Annotated in this window: 23 protein-coding genes and 1 pseudogene; 21 read left to right on the top strand and 3 right to left on the bottom strand. The window is 64.1% G+C overall.

From position 1 onward, the window contains the following. The first annotated feature begins 15 nt into the window (after positions 1–15). Positions 16–792, top strand: a complete 777-nt coding sequence (locus LDZ26_RS07150) for a 3'-5' exonuclease (protein WP_175940446.1) — start codon at positions 16–18, stop codon at positions 790–792. A gap of 60 nt (positions 793–852) precedes the next feature. Then, positions 853–2,271: a 23S rRNA (uracil(1939)-C(5))-methyltransferase RlmD gene (rlmD, locus tag LDZ26_RS07145; RefSeq protein ID WP_370650534.1), complete on the top strand. Its 1,419-nt coding sequence runs from the start codon at positions 853–855 to the stop codon at positions 2,269–2,271. 75 nt (positions 2,272–2,346) lie between these two features. Here the strand turns inward: rlmD and LDZ26_RS07140 are convergent, their stop codons facing one another. Next, entirely contained in the window at positions 2,347–3,045 is a 699-nt protein-coding gene (locus tag LDZ26_RS07140; RefSeq protein WP_244846485.1) for a Bax inhibitor-1/YccA family protein, read from the bottom strand. Positions 3,046–3,372: 327 nt separating this feature from the next. On the opposite strand from LDZ26_RS07140, the gene ndk reads away from it, so the two are divergent. From ndk to LDZ26_RS07055, 17 genes and pseudogenes are all read left to right on the top strand, one after another. Further along, the gene (ndk, locus tag LDZ26_RS07135) at positions 3,373–3,798 is read left to right on the top strand and encodes a nucleoside-diphosphate kinase (protein ID WP_244846483.1); all 426 of its coding nucleotides are present in this window, start codon (positions 3,373–3,375) and stop codon (positions 3,796–3,798) included. Positions 3,799–3,953: 155 nt separating this feature from the next. Then, entirely contained in the window at positions 3,954–5,096 is a 1,143-nt protein-coding gene (gene rlmN / locus LDZ26_RS07130; RefSeq protein ID WP_244849066.1) for a 23S rRNA (adenine(2503)-C(2))-methyltransferase RlmN, read from the top strand. 185 nt (positions 5,097–5,281) lie between these two features. Beyond that, on the top strand, positions 5,282–6,394 hold the full coding sequence (locus tag LDZ26_RS07125) for a helix-turn-helix domain-containing protein (RefSeq protein ID WP_244846481.1): 1,113 nt from the start codon (positions 5,282–5,284) through the stop codon (positions 6,392–6,394). Between the two features lie 143 nt (positions 6,395–6,537). Further along, entirely contained in the window at positions 6,538–7,854 is a 1,317-nt protein-coding gene (gene ispG, locus LDZ26_RS07120; protein ID WP_175940440.1) for a flavodoxin-dependent (E)-4-hydroxy-3-methylbut-2-enyl-diphosphate synthase, read from the top strand. Between the two features lie 6 nt (positions 7,855–7,860). Then, positions 7,861–9,210, top strand: a complete 1,350-nt coding sequence (gene hisS / locus LDZ26_RS07115; protein WP_175940439.1) for a histidine--tRNA ligase — start codon at positions 7,861–7,863, stop codon at positions 9,208–9,210. Positions 9,211–9,344: 134 nt separating this feature from the next. Beyond that, positions 9,345–9,974, top strand: a complete 630-nt coding sequence (locus LDZ26_RS07110) for a tetratricopeptide repeat protein (protein WP_175940438.1) — start codon at positions 9,345–9,347, stop codon at positions 9,972–9,974. A 137-nt stretch (positions 9,975–10,111) separates the two neighbouring features. Next, positions 10,112–11,254 (top strand): outer membrane protein assembly factor BamB, encoded by a 1,143-nt coding sequence (gene bamB, locus LDZ26_RS07105; protein ID WP_244849050.1) that lies wholly within the window; start codon positions 10,112–10,114, stop codon positions 11,252–11,254. Between the two features lie 361 nt (positions 11,255–11,615). After that, entirely contained in the window at positions 11,616–12,956 is a 1,341-nt protein-coding gene (der, locus tag LDZ26_RS07100) for a ribosome biogenesis GTPase Der (protein WP_175940437.1), read from the top strand. 149 nt (positions 12,957–13,105) lie between these two features. Further along, positions 13,106–13,342 (top strand): RNA chaperone Hfq, encoded by a 237-nt coding sequence (gene hfq, locus LDZ26_RS07095; RefSeq protein WP_006999489.1) that lies wholly within the window; start codon positions 13,106–13,108, stop codon positions 13,340–13,342. A 73-nt stretch (positions 13,343–13,415) separates the two neighbouring features. Beyond that, positions 13,416–14,496: pseudogene (gene hflX, locus LDZ26_RS07090) on the top strand (GTPase HflX); the annotation flags it as partial. Positions 14,497–14,803: 307 nt separating this feature from the next. After that, entirely contained in the window at positions 14,804–16,198 is a 1,395-nt protein-coding gene (gene hflK / locus LDZ26_RS07085; protein WP_244846477.1) for an FtsH protease activity modulator HflK, read from the top strand. Positions 16,199–16,210: 12 nt separating this feature from the next. Continuing rightward, positions 16,211–17,110, top strand: a complete 900-nt coding sequence (hflC, locus tag LDZ26_RS07080) for a protease modulator HflC (RefSeq protein ID WP_244846474.1) — start codon at positions 16,211–16,213, stop codon at positions 17,108–17,110. Positions 17,111–17,165: 55 nt separating this feature from the next. Then, positions 17,166–17,351, top strand: a complete 186-nt coding sequence (locus LDZ26_RS07075; RefSeq protein WP_175940433.1) for a DUF2065 domain-containing protein — start codon at positions 17,166–17,168, stop codon at positions 17,349–17,351. A 90-nt stretch (positions 17,352–17,441) separates the two neighbouring features. After that, positions 17,442–18,614, top strand: coding sequence for an ATP phosphoribosyltransferase regulatory subunit (locus LDZ26_RS07070; RefSeq protein WP_244846471.1), 1,173 nt, complete (start codon positions 17,442–17,444; stop codon positions 18,612–18,614). A gap of 129 nt (positions 18,615–18,743) precedes the next feature. Further along, positions 18,744–20,090: an adenylosuccinate synthase gene (locus LDZ26_RS07065; RefSeq protein ID WP_244846469.1), complete on the top strand. Its 1,347-nt coding sequence runs from the start codon at positions 18,744–18,746 to the stop codon at positions 20,088–20,090. A 104-nt stretch (positions 20,091–20,194) separates the two neighbouring features. Beyond that, positions 20,195–20,755: a phosphoribosyltransferase gene (locus LDZ26_RS07060; RefSeq protein ID WP_244846467.1), complete on the top strand. Its 561-nt coding sequence runs from the start codon at positions 20,195–20,197 to the stop codon at positions 20,753–20,755. A gap of 285 nt (positions 20,756–21,040) precedes the next feature. Continuing rightward, entirely contained in the window at positions 21,041–22,933 is a 1,893-nt protein-coding gene (locus tag LDZ26_RS07055) for a potassium transporter Kup (protein ID WP_244846466.1), read from the top strand. A 75-nt stretch (positions 22,934–23,008) separates the two neighbouring features. On the opposite strand, the gene LDZ26_RS07050 is transcribed toward LDZ26_RS07055, so the two are convergent. Next, positions 23,009–25,351 carry a Tex family protein gene (locus LDZ26_RS07050; protein ID WP_244846463.1) on the bottom strand — a complete coding sequence of 781 codons (2,343 nt, stop codon included), beginning with the start codon at positions 25,349–25,351 and terminating at the stop codon, positions 23,009–23,011. After that, on the bottom strand, positions 25,348–25,728 hold the full coding sequence (locus LDZ26_RS07045; protein WP_244849183.1) for a hypothetical protein: 381 nt from the start codon (positions 25,726–25,728) through the stop codon (positions 25,348–25,350). The genes LDZ26_RS07050 and LDZ26_RS07045 overlap by 4 nt, the downstream gene beginning before the upstream one ends. Between LDZ26_RS07045 and LDZ26_RS07040 the strand changes: the two genes are divergently transcribed. Further along, a complete protein-coding gene (locus tag LDZ26_RS07040; protein WP_244846462.1) occupies positions 25,625–26,458 on the top strand; it encodes a colicin transporter in 834 nt (277 codons plus the stop codon). The genes LDZ26_RS07045 and LDZ26_RS07040 overlap by 104 nt on opposite strands. A gap of 51 nt (positions 26,459–26,509) precedes the next feature. Further along, positions 26,510–26,731, top strand: a complete 222-nt coding sequence (locus LDZ26_RS07035) for a DUF465 domain-containing protein (RefSeq protein WP_175940425.1) — start codon at positions 26,510–26,512, stop codon at positions 26,729–26,731. Positions 26,732–26,787: the final 56 nt, after the last annotated feature.

Raw genomic sequence — 26,787 nt, 5'->3', positions numbered from 1 at the left:
CATTCCCAGGATTCAATGACACCGATTCTCGTATTCGACATCGAGACGATCCCCGATGTCGACGGCATTCGCCGTCTCGAAGATTTGCCCGCCGATCTTTCGGATCGCGAAGTCGCCGACTATGCGTTCCAGATGCGCCGCGAGCGCGTCGGCAACGATTTTCTGCCGCACCATCTGCAACGCGTCGCGGCCATATCCTGCGTGTTTCGCGACAACAACGGCTTTCGCGTGCGCTCGCTCGGCGCGCCCGGCGACGGCGAGGCGGCGCTGATTCAGTCGTTTTATCGCGTGATCGAGAAATACACGCCGCAACTCGTTTCATGGAACGGCGGCGGCTTCGATCTGCCGGTGCTGCATTACCGCGCGCTCGTGCACGGCATCGCCGCGCCGCGGTATTGGGACCTGGGGCAAGACGACCGCGAGTTCAAATTCAATAACTACATCAGTCGCTATCACATGCGGCATATCGACCTCATGGACGTCCTCGCGATGTATCAGGCGCGCGCCAACGCGCCGCTCGACGCGCTCGCGAAGCTCTGCGGCTTTCCCGGCAAGCTCGGCATGGACGGCGGCAAGGTCTGGGATGCCTTCTGCGACGGCCAGCTCGACGAGATCCGCAACTATTGCGAGACGGACGTCGTCAATACGTATCTGATGTATTGCCGCTTCCAGTTGATGCGCGGCGGCTTCTCGGCCGATGAATACAGCGACGAAGTCAACTTCGTGAAGAACGCGCTCGCGCAGGAGACGTCGCCGCACTGGGCCGAGTATCTGGCCGCGTTCGGCCGATGAGTTCTTGACGCTTCGTCTACAATCTCGCCTCCGCTATCACGTCAGTCAGGAAGTACGCAGGTGTCTGAAGCCGCTCGAAAAAATCCGCACCGCCGCCGCGCGGCGCCCGCGAAGTCCGTCACGCCCGATCCGTCGTTCGTCGCGCCTGAAATCGAAATCGACGCGCTCGATATGGACGCGCGCGGCGTCGGCCGCACGGTCAACGAGGACGGCGAGCCGGGCAAGGTCATCTTCGTGGAAGGCGCGCTGCCGGGCGAACGGGTCAGCTATTCGAGCTATCGCAAGAAGCCGAGCTTCGAGCAGGCGCAGGTCGTGAAAGTGCTGCGCGAAGCGGTGATCCGCACGAAGCCGAAGTGCCAGTTCTTCGGCACGTGCGGCGGCTGCTCGATGCAGCATCTCGACGTGCGCGCGCAGATCGCGGTCAAGCAGCGCGTGCTGGAAGACAATCTTCAGCATCTGGCGAAATTGCGCGCGGAAACCATGTTCCGGCCGATTCACGGTCCGTCGTGGGGATACCGCTACCGGGCGCGGCTGACCGTGCGCCACGTCGAAAAGAAGGGCGGCGTGCTGGTCGGCTTTCATGAGCGCAAAAGCAGCTACGTCGCTGACATGGCGAGCTGCGAAGTGCTGCCGCCGCACGTTTCCGCGATGCTCGTGCCGCTGCGTCATCTGGTGGCGGGCCTGTCGATCCGGGATCGCATGCCGCAAATCGAGCTGGCAGTGGGCTCGGACGTGACGGCGCTCGTTCTGCGCATTCTCGAACCGCTGACCGAAGCCGACGAAGCGTTGCTGCGCGCGTTCGCCGACGAGCACAACGTGCAGTTCTGGCTGCAGCCGAAGGGCCCGGACACCGTCTATCCGTTCTATCCGCTCGACCGAGAACTCGGGTACACGCTGCCAGAATTCGACATTCGGATGCCGTTCAAGCCGACCGACTTCACGCAGGTCAATCATCAGATCAACCGTGTGCTCGTGTCGCGCGCGTTGAGCCTGCTCGCGGCGGAGCGCACCGATCGCGTGCTCGATCTGTTCTGCGGCATCGGCAATTTCACGCTGCCGCTCGCAAGAGTGTCGCGCGAAGTGGTGGGCATCGAAGGCAGCGAAGCGCTGACGGCTCGCGCGCTCGAGAATGCGAAGGCGAACGGCGTCGATGGACACACGTCCTTCGCGTGCCGCAATCTGTTCGAAGTCACCGCCGACGACATGCGCGCGCTCGGCCGCTTCGACAAGTTCCTGATCGATCCGCCGCGCGAAGGCGCGCTCGCGGTGTCGAAGGCGCTCGCGGACATCGCGCAGAGCGGCGACGACGCGATGTTGCCGAAGCGCATCGTCTATGTGTCCTGCAATCCGGCGACGCTCGCGCGCGATGCCGGCCTGCTCGTGCACGAGGCCGGTTACCGGATGAAGGGCGCGGGCGTCGTGAACATGTTCCCGCATACATCGCACGTCGAATCGATCGCGCTGTTCGAGCGAGACTGATCGTCGCGCGTTTTCAGCAGGCAAAGAAAAACCGGCCCGAAGGCCGGTTTTTCGTTTCAGCGAAGCGTTTCGCGATCAGTTGCGATTGCCGCCGAAGATGCCGAGCAGCGCCAGCAGGTTCGTGAAGACGTTGTACAGGTCGAGGTAAATGGCGAGCGTCGCGCTGATGTAATTCGTCTCGCCGCCGTTCACGACGCGCTGCACGTCGAACAGCATGTACGCGGAGAAAATCACGATGGCGAGCACGGAGATCGTCATCATCAGCGCCGGCAGTTGCAGGAAGATGTTCGCGAATGCGGCGAGCAGAATGACGAGCACGCCCATGAACAGGAACTTGCCCAGCCCCGAGAAATCACGCTTGCTGACCGTCGCGATGGTCGCCATGGCCGCGAAAATCACGCCTGTGCCGCCGAAGGCCATCATGATGAGCTGCGGCCCGTTCGAGAAGCCGAGAATGAAGCTCAAGAGACGCGAGAGCATGAGCCCCATGAAGAACGTGAAGCCGAGCAGGACGACCACGCCCATGCCGCTGTTCTTCGTCTTTTCGATCGCGAACATGAAGCCGAACGCGATGGCTAAGAACGCGATGAAGCTCATTGCCGGGCTCGTGGCCGCGAACAGCGAAAAGCCTGTCGCGACACCGATGTACGCGCCGAGAACCGTCGGCACCATCGAGAGCGCCAGCAGCCAGTAAGTATTGCGCAGCACCTTGTTGCGCACCTCGACCGAGGTGACGGCGCCAGTGCGGCCGAAGCCGTAGGGTGATTCGTTCATGGTTTCTCCTTGCTCCAATTGTCCGTCGTTCAGTTTTACCGCTACGTTCTGATTACACGGGATCCTAACGTCGCTGACTTAAGCCAATATGAGTATCGCAATGGTGCACGGCCGGTTCCATTGAGATACCGCGTTTTGCTCCAATATGGCGGCGGCGCGCGCAGAATTCAATGCTTGCCCGCTCTATTTCAGAGCCCGCATGCAGCCAGCCGACGCATGCTTTGATCCTTACGGCACCGTAAGGTTTCAATCGCAATCATACCTTGCTTCGTGCTACAATTGTCGATTCGTTTTAATCCGTAAACCGTTCATTTTTTGGAGTTTTTCATGGCGATCGAGCGCACCCTGTCGATTATCAAGCCGGACGCAGTGGCAAAGAACGTTATCGGCCAGATCTACAGCCGTTTCGAGAACGCTGGTCTGAAGATCATCGCGTCGCGCATGGTTCATCTGTCGCGCGCCGACGCAGAGAAGTTCTACGCGGTGCACGCCGCGCGTCCGTTCTTCAAGGACCTCGTCGAGTTCATGGTGTCGGGTCCGGTCATGATCCAGGTGCTGGAAGGCGAAAGCGCAATCGCCAAGAACCGCGACCTGATGGGCGCAACCGATCCGAAGAAGGCTGACAAGGGCACGATCCGCGCCGACTTCGCCGACAGCATCGACGCGAATGCCGTGCACGGTTCCGACGCTCCGGAAACGGCGCGCCAGGAAATCGCGTTCTTCTTCCCCGAAGTGAACGTCTACTCGCGTTAATTCGTGTGCTGGTCGCCGCGCCTGTTCAAAGGCGCGGTCAAACGCGCCTCAGCACAAGAATAGCTGCAAAATGAGTTGTGAATAAGCAGGAATTTGGCGCGAACGGTCCCGGGCAAGCGCCCGGGCTTCGCAATCTGGAAATGGCAGAACTCGACATGACGAGCAGCAGCACCGTCAATCTTCTCGATCTCGACGCCGCCGGGCTGGTCGCGTACTGCGGCAGTCTCGGCGAAAAGCCGTTTCGCGCCAAGCAATTGCAACGCTGGATTCATCAGTTTGGCGCCGACGACTTCGACGGCATGACGGATCTCGCGAAATCTTTGCGCGAAAAACTCAAGGGCCGCGCCACGCTGGCGATGCCCGACATCATTCGCGACCACGTTTCCGCCGATGGCACGCGCAAGTGGCTGATCGACGTCGGCAACGGCAACGCGGTCGAAACCGTGTTCATCCCCGAAGAGACGCGCGGCACGCTGTGCGTGTCGTCGCAGGCGGGGTGCGCGGTCAACTGCCGGTTCTGCTCCACCGGCAAGCAAGGCTTCTCGCGCAATCTGACGACCGGCGAAATCATCGGTCAACTGCGCATGGCGGAATTCGCGCTGCGCAAGTCGCTCGGCCGCGACGTCGGCGGGCCGGGCAAGGGCGAGCGCGTCGTCACCAACGTCGTGATGATGGGCATGGGCGAGCCGATGCTGAACTACGACGCCGTCGTGCCGGCCATGCGGCTGATGCTCGACGACAACGCCTACGGCCTGTCGCGCCGCCGCGTCACGCTGTCCACGTCCGGCGTCGTGCCGATGATGGACCGGCTCGCGGCCGATCTTCCCGTGGCGCTCGCGGTGTCGCTGCACGCGCCGAACGATCCGCTGCGCGACATGCTCGTGCCGCTCAACAAGAAGTATCCGTTGCGCGAGCTGATGGCGGCGTGCCAGCGGTATCTGAAGGTCGCGCCGCGCGACTTCATCACGTTCGAATACTGCATGCTGGACGGCGTGAACGACAGCGAGGCTCACGCCCGCGAATTGCTCGCGGTGACGCGCGACGTGCCGTGCAAGTTCAACCTCATTCCGTTCAATCCGTTCCCGGAATCCGGCCTCACGCGCTCGAAGAACGAGCAGATCAAACGGTTCGCGCAGGTGCTGATCGACGCGGGCGTCGTCACGACGGTGCGCAAGACGCGCGGCGACGACATCGACGCGGCATGCGGTCAGCTCGCGGGCGCGGTGCAGGATCGCACGCGGCTCGCCGAGCGCACGAACCGCGCGGGAAGCAAGGTGATCGAGGTGCGCGCGGTCTGACGGATTCGCGGCTGCGCCCACGCGTCGACATGGCCAGACCGCAACGACCATGAGGCAATCGCCGCGCGAAGGCGAACATTTTGTTATAAAGCGGTCTGCAACGGCGCCGGGGTTGTATCGTTCAGTGCTTTTGAACCTGACGGCGCAGCAGCGCAATATAAAAGAATCGATGCGAGGAATTTGGGATGAGTGAGCCGCAACACCCGACGCCTTTCGGCAGTCATACCGACGAAATGTCCGGCGATCAGCATGATGCGCGGACGCGGGTCGGAGGGGCGGCATCGCGCGCGAGCCAGCCGGAGACGCTGGACTCGTTGCAGGCAGTCGGCGCGCGTCTCGTGCAACTCCGGCACGCGAAGGGCTGGTCGATCGACGACGTGTCCGCCCGGCTCAAGGTGTCGCCGCAGAAGCTCGCCGCGCTAGAGGAAGGCGACATCAGCCAGTTGCCCGACCGGACGTTCGCCGCGGGAATCGTGCGCAGCTACGCGAAGGTGCTCGGCGCCGACCCGGCGCCGTTCACGCAGGCGTTTCGGCGGGACGGCGTGCCTGTCGAGCACAATCTGAAGGTGCCGGCGTCGTCCGGCGCGGGCTTGCCGCGCGGCCGCGTGTCGGTGCCGCTCGGCAATTCGTCGGGCCGCAAGCGTTCGTGGCTGTGGGGCGTCGCGGCGATCGTCGCGGTGCTCGCGGCGCTGGTGATGTGGCATACCGGCGGCGATTCTTCGGCGTGGCTCGCGCGGCTCAAGTCGAGCACCGGCGCGGGGCTCGCGTCGACGTCCGCCGACAAGCCGGCCGCGTCGCAAGTCGCGACGCCCGACGAGGCCGCCGCTGCGAACACCGGCGAGGCCTCGCTGCCCGAAGTGGCGGCCGCGCCCGGCGAGCAGCCGATGCCGCGTCCGCTCGGCACGAACGCGCTGCCGGCGTCGTCGTCCACCATCACGGCAGTGCAGAGCGCGAGCGCGCCCGCAGTCGCCGCGCCGGCGGCGAAGGCCGCATCGGCGGCTGTCGCGGCGGCACCGGCTTCGGCAGCGACCGTGGCGACCACGGGCAAGGGCGCGAACGCCGTCGAACTGAAAGTGAAGGGAGATAGCTGGTTCAGCGTGCGCGGCAAGGACGGCAAGGAAGTGTTCTCCGGCCTGGTGCGCGCGGGCAGCACGCAGCGCGTAGAAGGCCAGGCGCCGTTCAAGGTGACCGTCGGAAACGCGCGAGGCGTCGAGTCGCTGTCGGTGGACGACGAGCCCGTCGACGCCAAGAAGTATTCTTCCGCCCGCGGAAACGTCGCGCGCTTCTCGTTGCCGTAAGGCCATCACGCGGGCGGCTTGCGGCTGCCCGCGACGCGCGGACAAGTCAGGGGCGCCGCGGTCTTTGCCGTGACGCCCGTTCGAGGTTCCATTCAAGCAACTCCGGCTGCCTGTCAGCGCCCCGGTTGCCAAAGGGTTTTTCGATGCAATCCGAAGCTCAATCCCTGATTAGCAGCAAAATCTGTTCGACGGAGCCGGTTTTCGGCGGCCCGTTGCCGCGGCGGTCGTCGCATGCGGTGGACGTGCGCTGGGGCGGCCAGCTCGTGACCATCGGCGGGGATGCGCCCGTGCGCGTCCAGTCGATGACCAACACCGATACGGCGGACGCGATCGGCACCGCGATCCAGATCAAGGAACTCGCGCAAGCCGGCTCGGAACTCGTGCGCATTACGGTAAATACGCCGGAAGCGGCGGCGGCCGTGCCGCACATTCGCGAGCAGCTCGACCGCATGGGCGTGACCGTGCCGCTCGTCGGCGACTTCCACTACAACGGCCACTTGCTGCTGCGCGATCATCCCGCGTGCGCCGAGGCGTTGTCGAAGTATCGGATCAACCCGGGCAACGTCGGACAGGGCGCGAAGCGCGACACGCAGTTCGCGCAGATGATCGAAGCGGCCATTCAGTACGACAAGCCGGTGCGCATCGGCGTGAACTGGGGCAGTCTCGATCAGGACCTGCTCGCGCGCATGATGGACGAAAACGCCGCCCGCGCGACGCCGTGGGAGCTGCAAAGCGTGATGTACGAGGCGCTGATCCAGTCGGCCATCGGCTCGGCGGAACGCGCGGTGGAACTGGGGCTCGGACGCGACAAGATCATCCTGTCGTGCAAGGTGAGCGGCGTGCAGGACTTGATCGCGGTTTATCGCGAGCTGGCCAAACGCTGCAGCTTCGCGCTGCATCTGGGCCTGACCGAGGCGGGCATGGGCTCGAAGGGCATCGTGGCGTCCACGGCGGCGCTGTCGGTGCTGCTGCAAGAGGGCATCGGCGACACCATCCGCATTTCGCTCACGCCCGAGCCGGGCGGCGCGCGTACCGGCGAAGTGGTCGTCGGACAAGAGATTCTGCAGACCATGGGCCTGCGCTCGTTCACGCCGATGGTCATTGCGTGTCCCGGCTGCGGCCGCACGACCAGCACGCTGTTCCAGGAACTCGCGTCGCAGATTCAGACCTACCTGCGCAACTCCATGCCCGTCTGGCGCGATCAGTATCCCGGCGTCGAAAAGATGCACGTCGCCGTGATGGGCTGCATCGTCAACGGGCCGGGCGAGTCGAAGCACGCGAACATCGGCATCAGCCTGCCGGGTTCGGGCGAGAATCCGGCCGCGCCGGTGTTCGTCGACGGCGTTAAGGTGAAGACGCTGCGCGGCGAGCGCATTGCCGAAGAATTCCAGCAAATCGTTAGCGACTACGTCGAGCGCACTTACGGCAAGCGCGTCGAAACGTCCGCGGCATCAATCTAAAGACAGATGACTGAACAGAAGAAACGGCTCGCGAAGCTGACGGGCGTGAAGGGCATGAACGACATCCTCCCGCAGGATGCCGCGTTGTGGGACTTTTTCGAAACCACCGTGAAGTCGATGCTGCGCGCATACGGCTATCAGAACATTCGCACGCCGATCGTTGAGCATACGCAGCTTTTCACGCGCGGTATTGGCGAAGTGACCGATATCGTCGAGAAGGAGATGTACAGCTTCACCGACGCGCTGAACGGCGAGCATCTCACCATGCGCCCGGAAAACACGGCGGCCGTCGTGCGCGCGACCATCGAGCACAACCTGCTGTACGACGGCCCGAAGCGCCTGTGGTACATCGGCCCGATGTTCCGGCACGAGCGTCCGCAGCGCGGGCGTTATCGCCAGTTTCATCAGGTCGGCGTCGAGGCGCTCGGCTTCGCGGGTCCGGACACGGACGCCGAAATCATCATGATGTGTCAGCGCCTGTGGGACGACCTCGGGCTGACGGGCATCCGCCTCGAACTGAACTCGCTCGGTCAGGCGCACGAACGCGCGGCGCACCGCGAGAAACTCATCGCGTATCTGGAACAGCACGTCGATGTACTCGACGAGGAAGCGAAGCGCCGTCTCTACACGAATCCGCTGCGCGTGCTCGACACGAAGAATCCGGCGATGCAGGAGATCGCGCAGAACGCGCCGAAGCTCGTCGATTTTCTCGGCGATGAGTCGCGCAAGCACTTCGAGGGCGTGCAGCGGCTGCTGAAGGCCAACAATATTCCGTTCACGATCAACCCGCGTCTGGTGCGCGGCCTCGACTACTACAACCTCACCGTGTTCGAATGGGTGACCGACAAGCTCGGCGCGCAGGGCACGGTGGCGGGCGGCGGGCGCTACGATCCGCTGATCGAGCAGCTCGGCGGCAAGCCGACCGCCGCTTGCGGCTGGGCGATGGGCGTCGAGCGCATTCTCGAACTGCTGAAGGAAGAAAATCTGGTGCCGGAAGCCGAAGGCACGGACGTCTACGTGGTGCATCAGGGCGAGCAGGCGGCAGAGCAGGCGTTCATCGTGGCCGAGCGTCTGCGCGACACGGGGCTCGACGTCATTCTGCATTGCAGCCCGGACGGCGCGTCTTCCAGCTTCAAGTCGCAGATGAAAAAGGCGGACGCAAGCGGCGCGGCGTTCGCGGTGGTGCTAGGCGAGGACGAACTCGCGCAGGGCATGATCGGCGTCAAGCCGCTGCGCCGCTCGGGCGACGAAACGTCCGACGCGCAAAAGAACGAGCAGGTGAACGTTCCGGCGGAAGACTTGACCGAATACCTAATCAATGCGATGGTTGCAACCGCCGCGGACGAGGATGCCTAAACGTTAGGCATCGAAGCGAAGCCGTGCGCATCCGGCGGAATCGAGTGCAAGCGCGTGCATGCACGTGCAAGCGCGTTCCGCCATCGCGCCACGCGAACGAAGGGCCATGAAACGCAGGAAGGAATAGCTGGACGATGAGTTACCACGACGAACAAGAATCGCTGGAAAGTGTCAAGGCCTGGTGGGCCAAATGGGGTAACACCACGACGTGGATCGTGCTCGTGGCGCTCGTCGTTGCGGCCGCTTTCAACGGCTGGAACTACTGGCAGCGGCGTCAGGCTGCCGAGGCTTCGGTGCTGTACGACCAGCTTCAGCAGGCGGTCAACGGCAGCGACCAGAAGCTCGTCGCGCGGGTGGCATCGGACATGGAAGACAAGTTCGGCCGCACCGCTTACGCCGAGATGAGCGCGCTTCTGGCCGCGAAGTCCCTGTATATGGCAGGCGATACGGCCGGCGCGAAGGCGCAGTTGCAGTGGGCCGTCGATCACGCGAAAGACGACGAGTACAAGCAGATCGCGAAGCTGCGCCTCGCGCTCGTGCTCTCCGACGAGAAGAATTACGACGCGGGCCTCAAGCTCCTCGCCGACGCGCCGCTCGATGCGTTCAAGGGCGTGATCGCGGACCGCCGGGGCGATCTGCTCGCCGCGCAAGGCAAGCGCGACGATGCGCGCGCCGCGTACCAGACGGCGCTCGCGGCGCTGCCCGCGAACGACACGTCCGCGCGGCAACTCGTCCAGTTCAAGCTCGATGCGCTCGGCGGCTGATCCGCATCGCTTCCGACGTTCGGCGCTCCGCTAGCGCCGAAGCCGTTTCGCCAATCAAGCCGCCGCGCCGCGCGTCGCCCGCAAGCGATTCGCGGCCGCGCCGGTCAACCGAATTCACATTCATGTTGCGTCCTCCGATGATCCAATTGAAACGCTACGCCGTGCCGCTCGCCTGCGCGATGACCGTGCTTCTGGCCGCCTGTTCGTCGACCAAGGACGAGCGCCGCGTGCCGACGCCGCTCGTCGAATTCAAGCCGGTGCTGAACGTCACTCAGGCGTGGAAGGCCAGCGTCGGCAAGGCCGGCCGTTATCTGTTCTCGCCGGTCGCGGTGGGCGACGCCGTGTACGCGGCGGGCGAGAACGGCACCGTCGCGAAGATCGACGCGAAGACGGGTCAGGACGTCTGGCGCACGAAGCTCAAGGACGACCTGTCGGCGGGCGTCGGCAGCGACGGCAATCTGACGGCGGTCGGCGGCCTGAAGGGCGCGGTCTACGTGCTCGGACCCGACGGCAAGCAGTTGTGGACGGCCACTGCGCCGGGCGAAATCATCTCGCCGCCGCTTGTCGGCAACGACCTCGTGATCGTGCGCACCATCGACGGCAAGGTCGTCGCGTTCAACGCGCAGACCGGCGAGCAGAAGTGGATCTTCCAGTTGCGCGCCGTGCCGCTGAACCTCCGCGTGGCCGCCGGCATGACGTTCGCCGGCAGTCAGGCGGTGCTCGCGGGCTTCCCGGGCGGCAACTTCGCCGCGATCAACCTGCAAACGGGCGATGCCTACTGGCAAGCGCCGGTGTCGTACCCGAAGGGCGTGACGGAAGTCGAGCGTATCAACGACGTCACGGGCGCGCCCGGTCTCGTCGGCGCGCAGACCTGCGCGGTCACGTTCCAGGGCAAGATCGGCTGCTTCGACGCCAATTCGGGCCGTGCGGTGTGGGAGAAGAACTTCTCGAGCGACAGCGGCCTCGCGCAAGACGAGCAGATCGTCGCAGCGGGCGACGACTGGTCGGTCGTGAATGCGTTCCGCGCCGCCGACGGTTCGCCCGTCTGGAAGAACGACAAGCTCAAGAACCGTCAGGTGAGCGTTCCGTTCATCCTCGGCCGCGCGGTCGTTCTGGGCGACTACAAGGGCTTCGTGCATTTTCTGAGCACGGACAGCGGCGAACTCGTGGGCCGCGTGCCGACCGACGGCAGCGCGATTACCGCCGCGCCGGTGCTGGCGGGCAATACGCTCGTCGTGCAGACGCATGACGGCGATCTCTACGGCTTCCGTCCGCAGTAAGTCTCGGAACGGCGCTCCGGCTCGCCAGAGGCGAAGCGCCGCAGAAAGCCGCGCTGGCAGGTTGGTCCGCGCGGTTTGCAGGAAAGAGGGCGCGTCCACCGTACGCGCCCGGCAACAACACTCAGTACGCAGGGCCTGACAGAACAAAGCGCGTCGCGCAGTGACGCGGCGCGAGAATAGCCCTCGGACAGACAGAACAACGGCGCACGGCGCCGGCGCTCGATCGCCACGCACCCTCGCGTGGCTCGGGCCGAATCCATGCTAATTTTCGACAAGCGCAGCCATTGCGCGGCGTAGGCGGGACTGACGTTCGCACCGCACGTTTCGCGTTCGCCTTGCGTTCAACCGTGAACAACATCTGATGAAACCCGTGATTGCCCTCGTCGGGCGCCCCAATGTGGGGAAATCGACTCTCTTCAACCGGCTGACGCGTTCGCGCGATGCGCTCGTCGCCGACCTGCCTGGCCTCACGCGCGACCGCCATTACGGCGAAGGCCGCGTCGGCGGCGAACGGCCGTATCTCGTCGTGGATACGGGCGGCTTCGAGCCGGTGGCGAAGGACGGCATCCTGCACGAAATGGCGCGGCAGACGCGGCAGGCCGTGGAAGAAGCGGACGTCGTCGTGTTCATCGTCGATGGACGCAACGGGCTCGCGCCGCAGGACAAGTCCATAGCGGACTATTTGCGCAAGACCGGCCGGCCGCTCTTTCTCGTCGTGAACAAGGCCGAGGGCATGAAGTACACGGCGGTCGCGTCCGACTTCTACGAGCTCGGTCTAGGCGATCCCCGGGCGATCTCGGCCGCGCACGGCGACGGCGTGACCGAGATGATCAACGATGCGCTCGACATCGCCTATGCCGGTCATGCGGAAGAGAGCGAGGAAGAAAAGGCGCAGCACGGCGTGAAGATCGCCATCGTCGGGAGACCGAACGTCGGCAAGTCGACGCTCGTGAACACGCTGATCGGCGAGGAGCGCGTGATCGCGTTCGACATGCCGGGCACCACGCGCGATTCGATCTATGTTGATTTCGAGCGACAAGGCCGCAAATACACGTTGATCGACACGGCCGGCCTGCGTCGCCGCGGCAAGGTGTTCGAGGCGATCGAGAAGTTCTCGGTCGTGAAGACACTGCAGTCGATCTCGGATGCGAACGTCGTGATTCTGCTGCTCGACGCGCAGCAGGACATCTCGGATCAGGACGCGCATATCGCGGGCTTCGTCGTCGAACAGGGACGCGCGCTAGTCGTAGGCGTGAACAAGTGGGACGGTCTGGACTCGCATGTGCGCGAGCGCACCAAGGCCGATCTCACGCGCAAGCTCAAGTTTTTGGACTTTGCTAAATTTCACTACGTCTCGGCGCTGGAGAAAACCGGCATCGGCGCGCTGATGAAATCGGTCGACGACGCCTACGCCGCCGCGATGGCCAAGCTGCCGACGCCGAAGCTCACGCGCGCGCTGATCGAAGCCGTCGAGTTTCAGCAGCCGCGCCGCCGAGGGCCCGTGCGGCCGAAGCTTCGCTATGCGCACCAGGGCGGTCAGAATCCGCCGATCATCGTCGTGCATGGCAACGCGCTCGATGCGGTCACGGATACCTATAAACGGTATCTGGAAGGGCGCTTTCGAGAAACTTTTGGACTGGCCGGCACTCCATTGCGCATAGAGTTCCGCTCGAGCAAGAACCCTTATGCGGACAAGGACTGAGAGCCGCTTCAGTCAAGCGTTGCGGCCCGATTGGCCGGGTGGCCGATCTCTTGCCGAAACGAAAATCGGCTATAGTGTAGCGATTGTCGGCGGATCTCTTTTTCTTCGTCCACAATACTTCTAACCTGCAAAAAAATACGGAGTTTGCTATGAGCAACAAAGGGCAATTGTTACAAGACCCGTTTTTGAACGCGCTGCGTAAAGAGCACGTGCCGGTGTCCATCTATTTGGTCAACGGCATCAAGCTTCAAGGGAACATCGAATCGTTCGACCAGTACGTTGTGTTGCTCAGGAATACGGTCACCCAGATGGTCTACAAGCACGCCATTTCCACGGTCGTGCCGGCCCGTCCGGTGAATTTCCATCCGGACGCCGAATCGTCCTAAACCTCGTCGCGACCGGCGGCAAGATCGCAGCTAAATGCGACTCGCCGGTCGCTTCAAAAACGAATACATCAATTTGATTAACGCCGCACTCGTCGGCATCGACTTCGGCAAGATCGATTTCGAAGCCAGTCTCGAAGAACTCAGTCTGCTCGCAGAAAGCGCGGGCGCCCATCCCGCCGTCACGCTCACCGGGCGCAGGTCCAGTCCGGACGCCAAAATGTTCATCGGCAGCGGAAAGGTCGAAGAGCTGCGCCTTTCCTGCGAAGCGAACGACGTCGAACTCGTCATCTTCAATCACGCCCTCGCACCGGCGCAGCAGCGCAATCTCGAGATGGCGCTGAACCGCCGCGTGGTGGATCGCACGAGCCTCATCCTCGATATCTTCGCGCAGCGCGCCCGCAGCCACGAAGGCAAGTTGCAGGTCGAACTCGCGCAACTGCAATATCTGTCGACGCGGCTGATCCGCGCGTGGACTCACCTCGAACGGCAGAAGGGCGGCATCGGCTTGCGCGGTCCCGGCGAAACGCAGCTGGAAACCGACCGCCGCTTGATCGGCGAACGCATCAAGGCGCTCAAGACGCGTCTTGCCAAACTGCGCCGCCAGCACGGCACGCAGCGCCGGCAGCGCACGCGCAATCGCACGTTGTCGGTGTCGCTCGTCGGTTATACGAACGCGGGCAAGTCCACCCTCTTCAATGCGCTCACGAAGGCGCAGGCGTATGCGGCCAACCAGTTGTTCGCCACGCTCGACACCACTTCGCGCCGCGTGTTTCTCGGCGAAGAAGCGGGGCAAGTGGTGGTGTCCGATACGGTCGGCTTCATCCGCGAGTTGCCGCACCAGCTCGTCGCCGCATTCCGCGCGACGCTGGAGGAAACCGTTCATGCGGATCTGCTGCTGCATGTCGTGGATGCATCGAGCCCCGTGCGCCTGGATCAGATCGATCAGGTGAACGAGGTATTGCGCAGCATCGGCGCGGAATCCATCCGCCAGATTCTCGTCTTCAACAAGATCGACGCGGTGCCGGAACTCGCGGCCCGCGGCGAGGCGGTTGAAAGGGACGAGTATGGTAATATTTCGCGCGTCTTTTTGAGCGCGCGCACTGGTCAGGGACTCGACGAACTGCGCGCCGCCATCGCCGAAATTGCTGCGGCCGACGAAGGCGAACCCGAAGAAAGCCTGCCCAGCGTGCTCGCCGAAACACAAGCGCCGGCGGAGACGCCGGAAATGTCGGGAACGCCGGAAGTGTCGGATGAGCCGGAAGCCACGGAAGCCACGGACGTCACACAATCCGGGCAACCCGCGCAGTCCGGGCCGAACGAGACACACGACGCCAACGCGCAGCCGGAAGACCACCGGCCAGCCGAACAACGTGACGGCCACCAGGTTCCCGAGCACGGACACTGAACTGCTCCGCAATACCGACGCGGCATCGAACCGGCTGTCTAATGGTGAATCACCGAGTGAACGATTACAACGAGCGCACTAACAGGCAGCGCATGCGCGCCGTCTTTTCCATCAACGATCCGCGCTGGGGGCGGGGCGACGCCAATGGTGTAAAGAACGACGCGAAGCGTCCGCAAGACGGCAAGCGCGGCAACGGCAAGGAAGAAGGCCCGCCCGACCTCGATGAGATGTGGCGCGAGTTCAACCGCCGGATCGCGGGCATCTTCGGCCGCAAGCCGGGCGGCGGCATGCCGCGCGACAGCGGCCGTGGCACGAAGATCGGGGTCGGCATCGTCATCGGCGTGTTGATCGCCATTTATCTCGGCAGCGGCGTGTTCGTGGTGCAGGACGGGCACGTGGGCGTGGTGTCCCAGTTCGGCCAGTACCGGCAGACGGTGCCGCAGGGCATCCACTGGCGCTTGCCGTATCCGTTCCAGTCGCACGATATCGTCGATACGTCGCAGATCCGCTCGGTCGAGATCGGGCGCGGCGTCGCGCTCGCGCAGGGCAACGTGCGCGATGCATCGCTGCTCACGAACGAGGCCGACATCCTCGACGTGCGCTTCGCGGTGCAGTATCAGATCAAGTCGCCGACCGACTTCCTGTTCCGCAATTTCGATCCCGACCAGAGCGTGACCGAAGCCGCGCAAGCCGCCATCCGCGAGATCGCAGGCGCGTCGGCGACGGACGATCTGCTCTACAAGGACCGCGACACGCTGCGCGCGCGTCTGGCCGAGACCATCCAGCACTCGCTCGACGCATATCGCACCGGCTTGCAGGTCACGGGCGTCACGGTGCAGAGCGTGCAGGTGCCGACTCAGGTGCAGGCGGCGTTCGAAGAAGCGTCGCGCGTGCGGCAGGACAACGAGCGCGCCCGCGACACCGCCGAAGCCTACGCGAATCAACTGCTGCCGCGCGCGAAGGCCGATGCCGCGAAGATGATCGACGAAGCGACCGCCTACAGCAATCGCCAAGTCACGCAGGCGCAGGGCGACGCCGAACGCTTCAAGCAGGTCTACGCCGAATACTCGAAGGCGCCCGCCGTCATTCGCCAACGCATGTACCTGGACACGATGCAGCAGATCTACTCCCGCACCACGAAGGTCTTCGTGGACAGCAAGGCCGGCAACAACGTGGTGTATTTGCCGCTCGACAAGCTCGTCGAAGCGAATCGTCAGCAGGCGAAAGACGCAGCCGCGAACACGGCCGACGCCGCGTCGGCCAGCGCGCCCGCTGCGGCTAGCGCCGAAGTGCGCGCGCCAAGCGCGACGGCAGGCTCGGCTGCAGCCGCTTCCGTGCCCGCAAGCGGCGCGGCAGGTGCGAGCGCGCCGAACGCCGCGAGCGGCGCAGGCGATCCGCTGCGCTCGCGCGATGCGTTCCGCTCGCGCAGCCGTCAAGACGATCTGCAGTAAGGAGCGCTCAACATGAATCGAATCATTGCGCTCGTCGTCGCAGTCGTGGTCGTGCTCTTCATCGGCTCGTCGATGGTCTTTACCGTCGACGAACGGCATGCCGGCGTCGTGGCCGCGCACGGCGACAGCAACCCGCGTCTCGATGGCCCCGGCCTGCACTTCAAGCTGCCGCCGCCGTTCCAGACGCTCACACTCATCGACACGCGCACACTCACCATCGACGAGGGCGGGGCGGACCGCTTCACCACGGCCGACAAGAACGAAGTGCTGGTCAACACGGTCATCAAGTATCGCGTGGCGGATCCGCTGAAGCTTTTCGTGAGCAACGAAAAGAACACGCAGAGCGCGCAGGAACGCCTCGCCGCGCTGACCCGCACCGCGCTTGCGAGCGCGTTCGCGAATCGCTCGCTGAACGATGCGCTCGGCAATCAGCAAGCGCTCGAAACCGAGGCGCAGAAGGCGGTGGAAGGCGCGGCATCGGGGTTCGGCGTGAAGCTGGTCGATCTGCAGATGACGCGCGTCGACTTTCCGTCGGCCGTGGCGGATTCCGTCTACAAGCGCATGATCGCCGCGCGCCAGCAAGCGGCCGCGAACGAGCGCGCGAAGGGCACCGCGGACGCCGACAAGATCAAGGCCGACGCCGAGCGCGAGCAGCAGCAGATTCTCGCCGACGCCTACAGCCAGGCGCAGTCCATCAAGGGCGAAGGAGACAGCAAGGCGGCAGCCATCGCCGCCGATGCCTATGGACGCGACCCGCAGTTTTACCAGTTCTATCAGAGCCTCGAAGCGTACAAGAAGACGTTCAAGCCGGGCGACGTGATCGTGGTCGACCCGAGCAGCGACTTCTTCCGTTTCATGAAGAGCCCGAACGGCGGCGTCGACACGTCCGCCTCCGCCGCGCCGAAGCGCTGACCGCACCCCGCGCCGCGCGGCTTTCTCGTCGAGCGGCGCTCATCCTCCGTAGACAATGGTCGAGACGATACTGCTCGCTCTTGCGTTGATGTTGATTATCGAAGGCATGTTCCCCTTCGTCTTTCCGACGGCCTGGCGCGATACGTTCCGCCGCATCGCCGAGCGCCCGCCGCATCACATCCGCATCGGCGGATTGATCGCGATGGTGCTCGGGTTGATTCTGCTCGTTATCGCGACGTAGCCGCGAAGCCGCGTCTTTTCGCCTATCTTTGTCCTTATCCTTCCATGCGCGCCGCGCTTTGACGCGTCGCGCCCCGCAGGAAACGTATCGATGTCCACCTGGCTTCTTCCCGAGAATATTGCCGACGTGTTGCCGTCGGAAGCGCGCAAGATCGAAGAACTGCGCCGGCGCCTTCTCGACCGCTTCCGTTCGTACGGCTACGAGCTCGTCATGCCGCCGATGCTCGAATACCTCGAATCGCTGCTGACGAGCGGCGGCAGCGACCTCAATCTGCGCACGTTCAAGCTCGTCGATCAGCTGTCGGGGCGCACGCTCGGCCTGCGCGCGGACATCACGCCGCAAGTCTCGCGCATCGACGCGCACTTGCTGAACCGGCAGGGCGTCACGCGCCTGTGTTATGCCGGCGTCGTGCTGCACACGCGTCCGCGCGGCCTGCACGCCACGCGCGAGCAGATTCAAATCGGCGCGGAAATATTCGGCCACGCCGGCCTCGAAGCGGACCTCGAAATTCAGCAGCTGATGCTCGACTCGCTGCATTTCGCCGGTCTGACGAAAGTGCGGCTCGATCTGTGCCATGCGGGCGTGCTGGCGGCGTTGCTGGAACTGGAGCCGGCGGCGGCATCGCTCGGCGAGGCGCTCTACGACGCGCTCGCGAGCAAAGACGTGCCGCGTCTGAACGAACTGACAGCGCATCTCGGTCAAGTGCCGCGCGAGGCGTTGCGCGCGTTGCCCTCGCTGTACGGCGATGCCTCCGTGCTCGAGACGGCGCGTGCGCGTCTGCCGAATCTGCCGGTCATCGCCCGCGCGCTCGACGATCTCGCGTTCCTCGCGTCTCAAGCGGATGGCGCGGAACTGATGATCGACCTCGCCGATTTGCGCGGCTACGCATACCACAGCGGCGTGATGTTCTCGGCGTACGTCGATGGCGTGCCGAACGCGGTGGCGCGCGGCGGCCGTTACGACGACGTGGGCCTCGCCTACGGCCGGGCGCGCCCCGCGACGGGCTTCTCGCTCGATCTGCGCGAAGTGGCGCGCATTTCGCCGGTCGATGCGCGCGGCAGCGCGATCCTCGCGCCGTGGAAGCACGACGAACCGCTGCGCGCGGCAGTCGCGGCATTGCGCGATGCCGGAGAAGTCGTGATTCAGGCGCTGCCGGGCCACGATCACGACCTCGACGAGTTCGCGTTCGACCGCGTGCTGATCGAACGCGACGGCCGCTGGGAAGTGGAAGAGCGCGTGACGCCGGCGCGCGCAGGCGTCTGATCGGCAAGGACTTTTGCGAAGACGCGCGTGCGCGCGCCGACGTGACGGAATCGCGAAACGCATCCCGAAAAATTCGGAACGCGCCGCGAACATAGGTAAAATACGTTTTTAACCAGCTAACGAATCAACATGTCTGCCAGTGCAGTGAATGTGAACCCGGGGCGCAATGTCGTCGTGGTGGGCACCCAATGGGGTGATGAGGGCAAGGGCAAGATCGTCGACTGGCTGACGGACCACGCCCAGGGCGTCGTGCGCTTCCAGGGCGGTCACAACGCCGGACACACGCTCATCATCGGCGGCAAGAAAACCATTCTGCGCCTCATCCCGTCGGGCATCATGCGCGCGGGCACGGCCTGTTACATCGGCAATGGCGTCGTGTTGTCGCCCGAGGCGCTCTTCAAGGAAATCGACGAACTGGAAGGCGCGGGCATCGACGTTTCCAAGCGCCTGTTCATCTCCGAAGCCGCCACGCTGGTTCTGCCGTACCACGTCGCCATCGACCAGGCGCGCGAAGCCAAGCGCGGCGCCGGCAAGATCGGCACGACGGGGCGCGGCATCGGCCCGGCGTACGAAGACAAGGTCGCGCGGCGCGGCCTGCGCGTGCAGGATCTCTTCGACCGCGCCGTGTTCGAAGAGCGTCTCTCCGAAGCGCTCGACTTCCATAACTTCGTACTGACGCAATACCTCGGCGCGAAGGCCGTCGACTTCCAGCAAACGCTCGATACGATGCTCGGCTTCGCCGACCGTCTCGCGCCCATGGTCACGGACGTCTCCCGCCGTCTCTACGACGAAAACCACGCTGGCCGCAATCTGCTGTTCGAAGGCGCGCAAGGCACGCTGCTCGATATCGACCACGGCACGTATCCGTTCGTTACGTCGAGCAACTGCGTCGCGGGCGCGGCGACGGCCGGCGCGGGCGTCGGCCCGCAGAAGCTGAACTACATTCTCGGCATCACGAAAGCGTATTGCACGCGCGTCGGTTCGGGCCCGTTCCCGAGCGAGCTGTACGATGCGGAGAACGCGCAGCGTCAGGACCAGGTGGGACTGAACCTCGCCACGGTCGGCAAGGAATTCGGCTCGGTCACGGGCCGCCCGCGCCGCACCGGCTGGCTGGATGCCGCCGCGCTGCGCCGTTCCATTCAGATCAACGGCATCTCGGGCCTGTGCATGACCAAGCTCGACGTGCTCGACGGCCTCGAAGAAGTGAAGCTGTGCGTCGGCTATACGCTCGACGGCAAGCCGGTCGACATCCTGCCGCGCGGCGCATCGGAAGTGGCGCGCTGCGAGCCGGTCTACGAGACCTTCGGCGGCTGGAAAGAGAGCACCATCGGCATCACGCAGTGGGACAGCCTGCCGGAGAATGCGCGCGCTTATCTCACGCGCGTGCAGGAAGTGGCCGGCGTGCCGATCGACATGGTTTCGACCGGTCCGGACCGCGACGAAACCATTCTGCTTCGTCATCCGTTCAAGGTCTGAGCGCGCGTTAGCCTCGACCTGAACCGGACGCTGTAAAGAATGTGGCCGCTTCATGCGGCCACATTTCGTATATAACCGCAGTATGCAATCGAAAGAGCCTCACCATGATCGCGATGACCGACCCGCGTAACGACGACAAGAATCTCTGGGTCAACTGGGACGAATATCACCGGTTGATCGAACTGCTCGCGCTGAACGTGCACGACTCCGGATGGAAGTTCGACAAGATCCTGTGTCTCGCCCGTGGCGGCCTGCGCGTGGGCGACCAGCTGTCGCGCATCTACGACCTGCCGCTCGCCATTCTCGCGACGAGCTCGTATCGCGAAGCCGCGGGCACGCAGCAGGGCGATCTCGACATCGCGCAGTACATCACCATGACGCGCGGCGAGTTGTCGGGCAACGTGCTGCTCGTGGACGATCTCGTCGACTCGGGCGTGACGCTCGCGCGCGTGCAGGAGCATCTGAAGGAGCGTTATCCGGCGATCACCGCCGTGCGTTCCGCGGTGCTGTGGTACAAGGCGTGCTCGAAGGTGAAGCCGGACTACCACGTTCAGTTTCTCGAAACGAATCCGTGGATTCATCAGCCGTTCGAGGAATGGGACACGGTGCGTCCGCACAACCTCGGCGCGTGGATCAAGCGAGGCATGCAAAACGGCCGCGCGTAAGCGAGCCACCGCTTTGTTTCGACAAGAGGCGCCGTTGCGCCCGGGCTCGCGCCCGGCGCAACGGCGTTTTGCATTTCGGGCCGCTTTCACCGCGAACCACGCATCAAGCTAACAGAAGGATGCGTGAAAGCACGCACGACCTGCCGACGCGTTTGGGGCGCGATGCTAAACTTCCAGTCGCGCCTGTCGTGGCAAGTGAGCAACATGCGAGAGGCCGTTTTTGCGCGCGGCGTTAGATAGAATGGCGTTCGGTTTTTTACCGCTCTGGACGGACATTTCGTTTTTATGACTACCCTGACTCACGCGCAAGAGCGCAAACAGCCGTTGCCTTCGCTTGCGCTCGCGGCCATCGGCGTCGTCTTCGGCGACATCGGCACGAGTCCTCTTTATGCGCTGAAGGAAGCCTTCAGTCCCTCGCACGGCATCGGTCTTTCCGAAGCCTCGATTCTCGGCGTCATCTCACTGCTCTTCTGGGCCATCGTGATGGTGGTCGCGATCAAGTACGTGCTCTTCGTCATGCGCGCCGACAACAACGGCGAAGGCGGCGTGTTCGCGATGATGACCCTCGCGCTGCGCAGCGTGAAAGATCCCGGCCGACTCTCCGGCGTGCTGATGATGCTCGGCATCTTCGGCGCGTGCATGTTCTATGGCGATGCCGTCATCACGCCGGCCATGTCCGTCATTTCGGCGGTGGAAGGTCTGGAAATCGCGGCGCCCAAGCTGTCGCCGTACGTGATTCCGATCACGATGGTCATCCTCATCATGCTGTTCTGGATTCAGCGGCACGGCACGGCGGTCGTCGGCAAGCTGTTCGGGCCGATCATGCTGCTGTGGTTCCTGACGCTCGCCGTGCTGGGCGCGTATCACATCGCGCTCGCGCCGGGCGTGCTGATCGCGCTGAATCCGTACTATGCGATCTCGTTCATGGCCGACCATGTGCTGCAAGCGTACATCGTGCTCGGCTCGGTGGTGCTGGTGCTGACGGGCGCGGAGGCGCTCTACGCGGACATGGGGCACTTCGGCGCGAAGCCTATCCGCTTCGGATGGTATGGCATCGTGATGCCGTCGCTCTTGCTGAACTACTTCGGCCAGGGCGCGTTGCTGATGCATTCGCCGAAGGCCATCGAGAGTCCGTTCTTCCTGCTCGCGCCGGAATGGGCGCTGCTGCCGCTCGTGATTCTCTCGACCATCGCCACCGTCATCGCGTCGCAAGCGGTCATCTCGGGCGCGTACTCGCTCACCAGCCAGGCCATCCAGCTCGGCTACGTGCCGCGCATGAAGATCCTGCATACGTCGGAACTGGCCATCGGGCAGATCTATATCCCGCTCGTCAACTGGATGCTGCTGTTCATCATTCTGTGCATCGTCGTCGGCTTCAAGAGCTCGGAGAATCTGGCGGCGGCCTATGGTCTCGCCGTCACCGCGACGATGCTCGTGACCACCATCCTCGTGTCGGTCGTGATGACGAACCTGTGGGGCTGGAACCGCTTTCTCGTCGGCGGGATGATTGCCGTGTTCCTCGTCATCGACATCGGCTTCTTCGGCGCGAGCCTGTTGAAGATCGAGCAGGGCGGCTGGCTGCCGTTGTGCATCGGCGGGGCGCTCTTCTTCCTCTTGATGACGTGGTACAAGGGCCGCATGATCGTGAAGGACCGCACCGCCGCCGATGGTATTCCGCTGATGCCGTTCCTTCAGGGCTTGCTGGCGCATCCGCCGCATCGCGTGTCGGGCACGGCCATCTATCTGACGGGCAGCGATTCGCTCGTTCCGGTGAGCCTTCTGCATAACCTGAAGCACAACAAGGTGCTGCACGAGCGCACGATTTTCCTGAACTTCCTCACGCGCGATATTCCGTACGTGGACGACTCGCATCGTCTGGACGTGAAGGACATCGGCGGCGGGCTGTTTCTGGTGAAAGCGGCGTACGGCTTCAACGAAACGCCGGACGTGAAGGCCGTGCTCGAGCAGATCACGCGCACGCACGCGATGACCTTCGAACTGATGGACACCTCGTTCTTCATGGCGCGCGAAACGGTCGTGCCGACGGAGCTTCCGGGCATGTCGGTATGGCGCGAGCGTGTCTTCGCGTGGATGCATCAGAACGCCGCGAAGCCGACCGATTTCTTCAGCATTCCGGCGAACCGCGTGGTCGAACTCGGGACCAAGATCGAGATCTGACCGCGCTTCCGAGCATGCATCGCAAACAAAAAACCCACGCCGCGGAGCGTGGGTTTTTCGTTGGAGGCTGCCGAATCAGCGTTTGAGTTTCGCGAACGCCGCGGCCATCGCGCCTGCCGGTTCCGGCTCGCGGCGTTGGTTCGGACGCGCGTCGCGCCCGCCGCCGCCCGCGCGCCGATCCTGCCCGCCGCGCGCAGGCGCACCCGCGTTGGCTGCGGACGCGGGAGCGAAGTCGTCGTCGAGGCGCATCGTCAGCGAGATGCGATGGCGCTTGACGTCGGTTTCGAGCACTTTGACCTTCACGACCTGACCGGCTTTCACGACTTCGTGCGGGTCCTTGATGAACTTCGTCGACATGGCCGACACGTGCACGAGTCCGTCCTGATGCACGCCGATATCGACGAACGCGCCGAAGGCCGCGACGTTCGTCACCACGCCTTCGAGCACCATGCCCGGCGCGAGGTCCGAGATTTTCTCGATGCCTTCGCGGAACGTCGCGGTCTTGAACTCGGGGCGTGGATCGCGGCCCGGCTTCTCCAGTTCCGCGAGAATGTCGCGCACGGTCGGCAGACCGAAACGATCGTCGACGAATTCGGCCGGCGAGAGGCCCGCGAGCGCCTCGCGCTTGCCGAGCACATCGCCGACGTGCTTGTTGATCTTCGCGAGGATGCGCTCGACCACGGGATACGCTTCCGGGTGCACCGACGAGCGGTCGAGCGGATTCTCGCCGTTGTTGATGCGCAAGAAGCCCGCCGCCTGCTCGAAGGTTTTGTCGCCGAGACGCGGAACCTTGCGCAAATGCTCGCGCGACGGGAACGGCCCGTTGGCGTCGCGGTACTCGACGATATTGCGCGCGAGCGTCGCATTGAGACCCGACACGCGGGCGAGCAGGGCGACGGAAGCCGTGTTCGCATCGACACCCACGGCGTTCACGCAGTCTTCCACCACGGCATCGAGCGAACGCGCGAGTTCACGTTGATTCACGTCATGCTGATACTGACCGACGCCGATGGCTTTCGGCTCGATCTTGACCAGTTCCGCGAGCGGGTCTTGCAGACGCCGCGCGATCGACACCGCGCCGCGCAGCGATACGTCCAGTTCCGGAAACTCCTTCGCCGCGAGTTCGGACGCCGAATACACCGACGCGCCCGCTTCCGACACGACGATCTTTTGCAGCTTCAAATCCGGATGCTTCGCGATGAGTTCGCTCGCGAGCTTGTCGGTTTCGCGCGATGCCGTGCCGTTGCCGATCGAAATGAGTTCGGCCTTCGTCTCGCGTGCGATTCGCGCGAGCTTCGCAAGCGAGCCGTCCCAGTCGCGGCGCGGCTCATGCGGGTAGATCGTATCGGTGGCAAGCAGCTTGCCGGTGCGATCGACGACCGCCACCTTCACGCCGGTGCGCAGACCGGGATCTAGACCGATCACGGCTTTCGGACCCGCGGGCGCGGCCAGCAGCAAGTCTTTCAGATTGCGCGCGAACACGCGTATCGCTTCGTGTTCGGCTTCTTCGCGCAGTTGCGTGAGCAATTCGTTCTCGATATGCGGCTGCACCTTCACGCGCCAGCACCAGCGGCAGACATCGGAGAGCCACTTGTCGGCCGGGCGGTTGCGATTCGAGATGCCGACATGGTGCGCGATCATCGCTTCGCACGGATGCGGCACTTGTGTATCGAGTTCTTCGCCGAGACCGAGCTTCACCGACAGCACGCCGGCATTGCGCCCGCGAAAGAGCGCGAGCGCGCGATGCGACGGCACCGTGCGCACCGTCTCGCTGTAGTCGTAGTAATCGCGGAATTTCTCGCCTTCTTCGCCTTCCTTGCCGTCCATCACGCTCGATATCACGAGCCCTTGATTGAACAGATAGTCGCGCAGCTTGCCGAGAATCTCTGCGGTCTCGCCGAACTGCTCCGAGAGAATGTCGCGCGCGCCGTCGAGCGCGGCTTTCGTGTCCGCGACGCCTTTCTCCGCATCGACGAACTTCGCGGCTTCCGTGTGCGGATCGAGCGTCGGATCGGCGAGCAGTGCCTGCGCAAGCGGCTCCAGCCCGGCTTCGCGCGCGATCTGGGCGCGGGTGCGGCGCTTCGGCTTGTACGGCAGATAGAGGTCTTCGAGCACCTGCTTGCTGTCGGCGCCTTCGATCGCGCCGCGCAGTTCGTCGGTCAGCTTGCCTTGCTCGTCGATGCTTTGCAGGATCGCCGCGCGTCGGTCTTCGAGTTCGCGCAGATAGAGAAGGCGTTCTTCGAGCGTGCGCAGCTGCGTGTCGTCGAGATTGCCGGTGACTTCCTTCCGATATCGGGCGATGAACGGGACAGTCGAGCCTTCGTCGAGAAGCTGCACGGCGGCGGCGACCTGGCGCGGCTGCACGGTGAGCTCGGTGGCAATGCGCTGTACGATCTTGAGTGCTACGGTTTCCGTCATGATTGCGCTGTCTGCTGGCTCGTCGGAAAGCGGCGCGGGCGTCGTAGCATCGCCGTGTCGGACGGGCGGCGCCCGAAGCCTCGCGGCGCGCCGCGACGAGCGATGGGCCGGGTTTCTGAGCGGGGCATTTTGCCATAAATGCCGAAGCGCTCCGGCGCGCGGTGATAGAATTTCGGGACCGCGCACGCCCGTTTTTCACCTTCGCGCACCTGATTCCTTATCACGTTGCCGTTCATCAACTTGCTCAATTTTCGCCTTACGAAGCTCGCGCCGATGGCCGTTGCCGCCTCGTCGATATGCGCGCTTGCCGTCGTCTTGCCGCAGCATGCGAACGCCCAGACGCCGAAGCCCATCGACCCGACGACCGCGGTGAGCACGCAGCCGCTCGATGCGTCCCAAAGCGGCCCGGCCAGCGCCGACAGCAGCGTCGACAACAGCGCGGACAACAGCGCGGACGCCGCTCTTCGAGCCGGCTTCGAGCGGCGTCAGAAGGCGCTCGACCAGCGCACGTCGGAGAACGACTATCGCTATGGCGTGAAGCAGCACGACTGCTACAGCAAGTTCTTCGTGAACCATTGTCTCGACAATGCGCGCACCGAGATGCGCGAGGCGCGTCAGCAGATCCGGCGGGAGCAGCTCGCGCTGAACGACGAGCAACGCGCAGAACGCGTGAAGGAGCGCGACCGGCAGACGGCGCTGAAGCAGGCGCAATACGAAGCCGACGCGCCGCAACGCGCGGCCAACGAGCGGTCGAACCAGCAGGCGTACGAGGACAAGCAGCGCCAGAACGCGCTCGCCGCCGCGCAGCGCAACGCGGAAGCCCCGCAGCGCGCGGCGAACCAGAAGGCTTACGATCAGAAGCAGGCGGACTACCAGAAGAAGCTGGAGGACGCGCGCGCCCGCGGCGTGCAGGAAGCGCAGGAGCGCGAACTGAAGGCGCAGCGATTCGAGCAGAAGCAGCAGGAAGCCGCGCAGCATCGCGCGGAAGTGGAGGCGCGTCAGAAGGAAGCCGCCCGCAAGCAGCAGGAAAAGGCACAGCAGGCCCAGCAAGAGCAGTCGAAGCAGCAACAGCAACAGCAGCAACAACAGCAGCAGCAAGGCAAGTAGCGCCAAGTCGGCGCGAAGACCGGACCGGGTGTCCCGGGCAAGGAGGCGAGCATGCAGCAACGCTTGAACGCACCCCGACAAACCGCAGCGGATGCCGCGATGATCCGCGACCGGATCGCGCAATTGCAGGACGAGCATCGCGGTCTGGACACGCTCATCGGCAAGCTGTCCGGCATCGACGACCTCGAGCTGCGGCGCTTGAAAAAGCGCAAGCTGAAGGTGAAAGACACCATCCTCCTGCTGCAATTGCAGCTGGACACAGACCCGCACTGAGCGGCCCCGACGCGTGGCGCACGGCACGAAACCGCAGTATTCGCAGGATCAGGCTC

It is taken from the genome of Caballeronia sp. SL2Y3 (assembly GCF_022879575.1).
In the GTDB taxonomy this organism is placed as follows: Bacteria; Pseudomonadota; Gammaproteobacteria; order Burkholderiales; family Burkholderiaceae; genus Caballeronia.
Note: the sequence above shows the minus strand (reverse complement) of the source record. Positions and strands in the feature narration are given on the sequence as shown.

Bases quoted from the DNA above. Each gene is read 5' to 3' on its own strand.
- LDZ26_RS07140 (WP_244846485.1), bottom strand. From the start codon at position 3,045: ATGAACGAATCACCCTACGGCTTCGGCCGCACTGGCGCCGTCACCTCG.
- LDZ26_RS07035 (WP_175940425.1), top strand. From the start codon at position 26,510: ATGCAGCAACGCTTGAACGCACCCCGACAAACCGCAGCGGATGCCGCG.
- LDZ26_RS07065 (WP_244846469.1), top strand. From the start codon at position 18,744: ATGTCTGCCAGTGCAGTGAATGTGAACCCGGGGCGCAATGTCGTCGTG.
- LDZ26_RS07075 (WP_175940433.1), top strand. From the start codon at position 17,166: ATGGTCGAGACGATACTGCTCGCTCTTGCGTTGATGTTGATTATCGAA.
- bamB (WP_244849050.1), top strand. From the start codon at position 10,112: ATGATCCAATTGAAACGCTACGCCGTGCCGCTCGCCTGCGCGATGACC.
- hfq (WP_006999489.1), top strand. From the start codon at position 13,106: ATGAGCAACAAAGGGCAATTGTTACAAGACCCGTTTTTGAACGCGCTG.
- ndk (WP_244846483.1), top strand. From the start codon at position 3,373: ATGGCGATCGAGCGCACCCTGTCGATTATCAAGCCGGACGCAGTGGCA.
- ispG (WP_175940440.1), top strand. From the start codon at position 6,538: ATGCAATCCGAAGCTCAATCCCTGATTAGCAGCAAAATCTGTTCGACG.
- hflC (WP_244846474.1), top strand. From the start codon at position 16,211: ATGAATCGAATCATTGCGCTCGTCGTCGCAGTCGTGGTCGTGCTCTTC.
- LDZ26_RS07040 (WP_244846462.1), top strand. From the start codon at position 25,625: ATGGCCGTTGCCGCCTCGTCGATATGCGCGCTTGCCGTCGTCTTGCCG.
- LDZ26_RS07110 (WP_175940438.1), top strand. From the start codon at position 9,345: ATGAGTTACCACGACGAACAAGAATCGCTGGAAAGTGTCAAGGCCTGG.
- rlmN (WP_244849066.1), top strand. From the start codon at position 3,954: ATGACGAGCAGCAGCACCGTCAATCTTCTCGATCTCGACGCCGCCGGG.
- hisS (WP_175940439.1), top strand. From the start codon at position 7,861: ATGACTGAACAGAAGAAACGGCTCGCGAAGCTGACGGGCGTGAAGGGC.
- LDZ26_RS07070 (WP_244846471.1), top strand. From the start codon at position 17,442: ATGTCCACCTGGCTTCTTCCCGAGAATATTGCCGACGTGTTGCCGTCG.
- LDZ26_RS07055 (WP_244846466.1), top strand. From the start codon at position 21,041: ATGACTACCCTGACTCACGCGCAAGAGCGCAAACAGCCGTTGCCTTCG.
- der (WP_175940437.1), top strand. From the start codon at position 11,616: ATGAAACCCGTGATTGCCCTCGTCGGGCGCCCCAATGTGGGGAAATCG.
- LDZ26_RS07060 (WP_244846467.1), top strand. From the start codon at position 20,195: ATGATCGCGATGACCGACCCGCGTAACGACGACAAGAATCTCTGGGTC.
- LDZ26_RS07125 (WP_244846481.1), top strand. From the start codon at position 5,282: ATGAGTGAGCCGCAACACCCGACGCCTTTCGGCAGTCATACCGACGAA.
- LDZ26_RS07050 (WP_244846463.1), bottom strand. From the start codon at position 25,351: ATGACGGAAACCGTAGCACTCAAGATCGTACAGCGCATTGCCACCGAG.
- LDZ26_RS07150 (WP_175940446.1), top strand. From the start codon at position 16: ATGACACCGATTCTCGTATTCGACATCGAGACGATCCCCGATGTCGAC.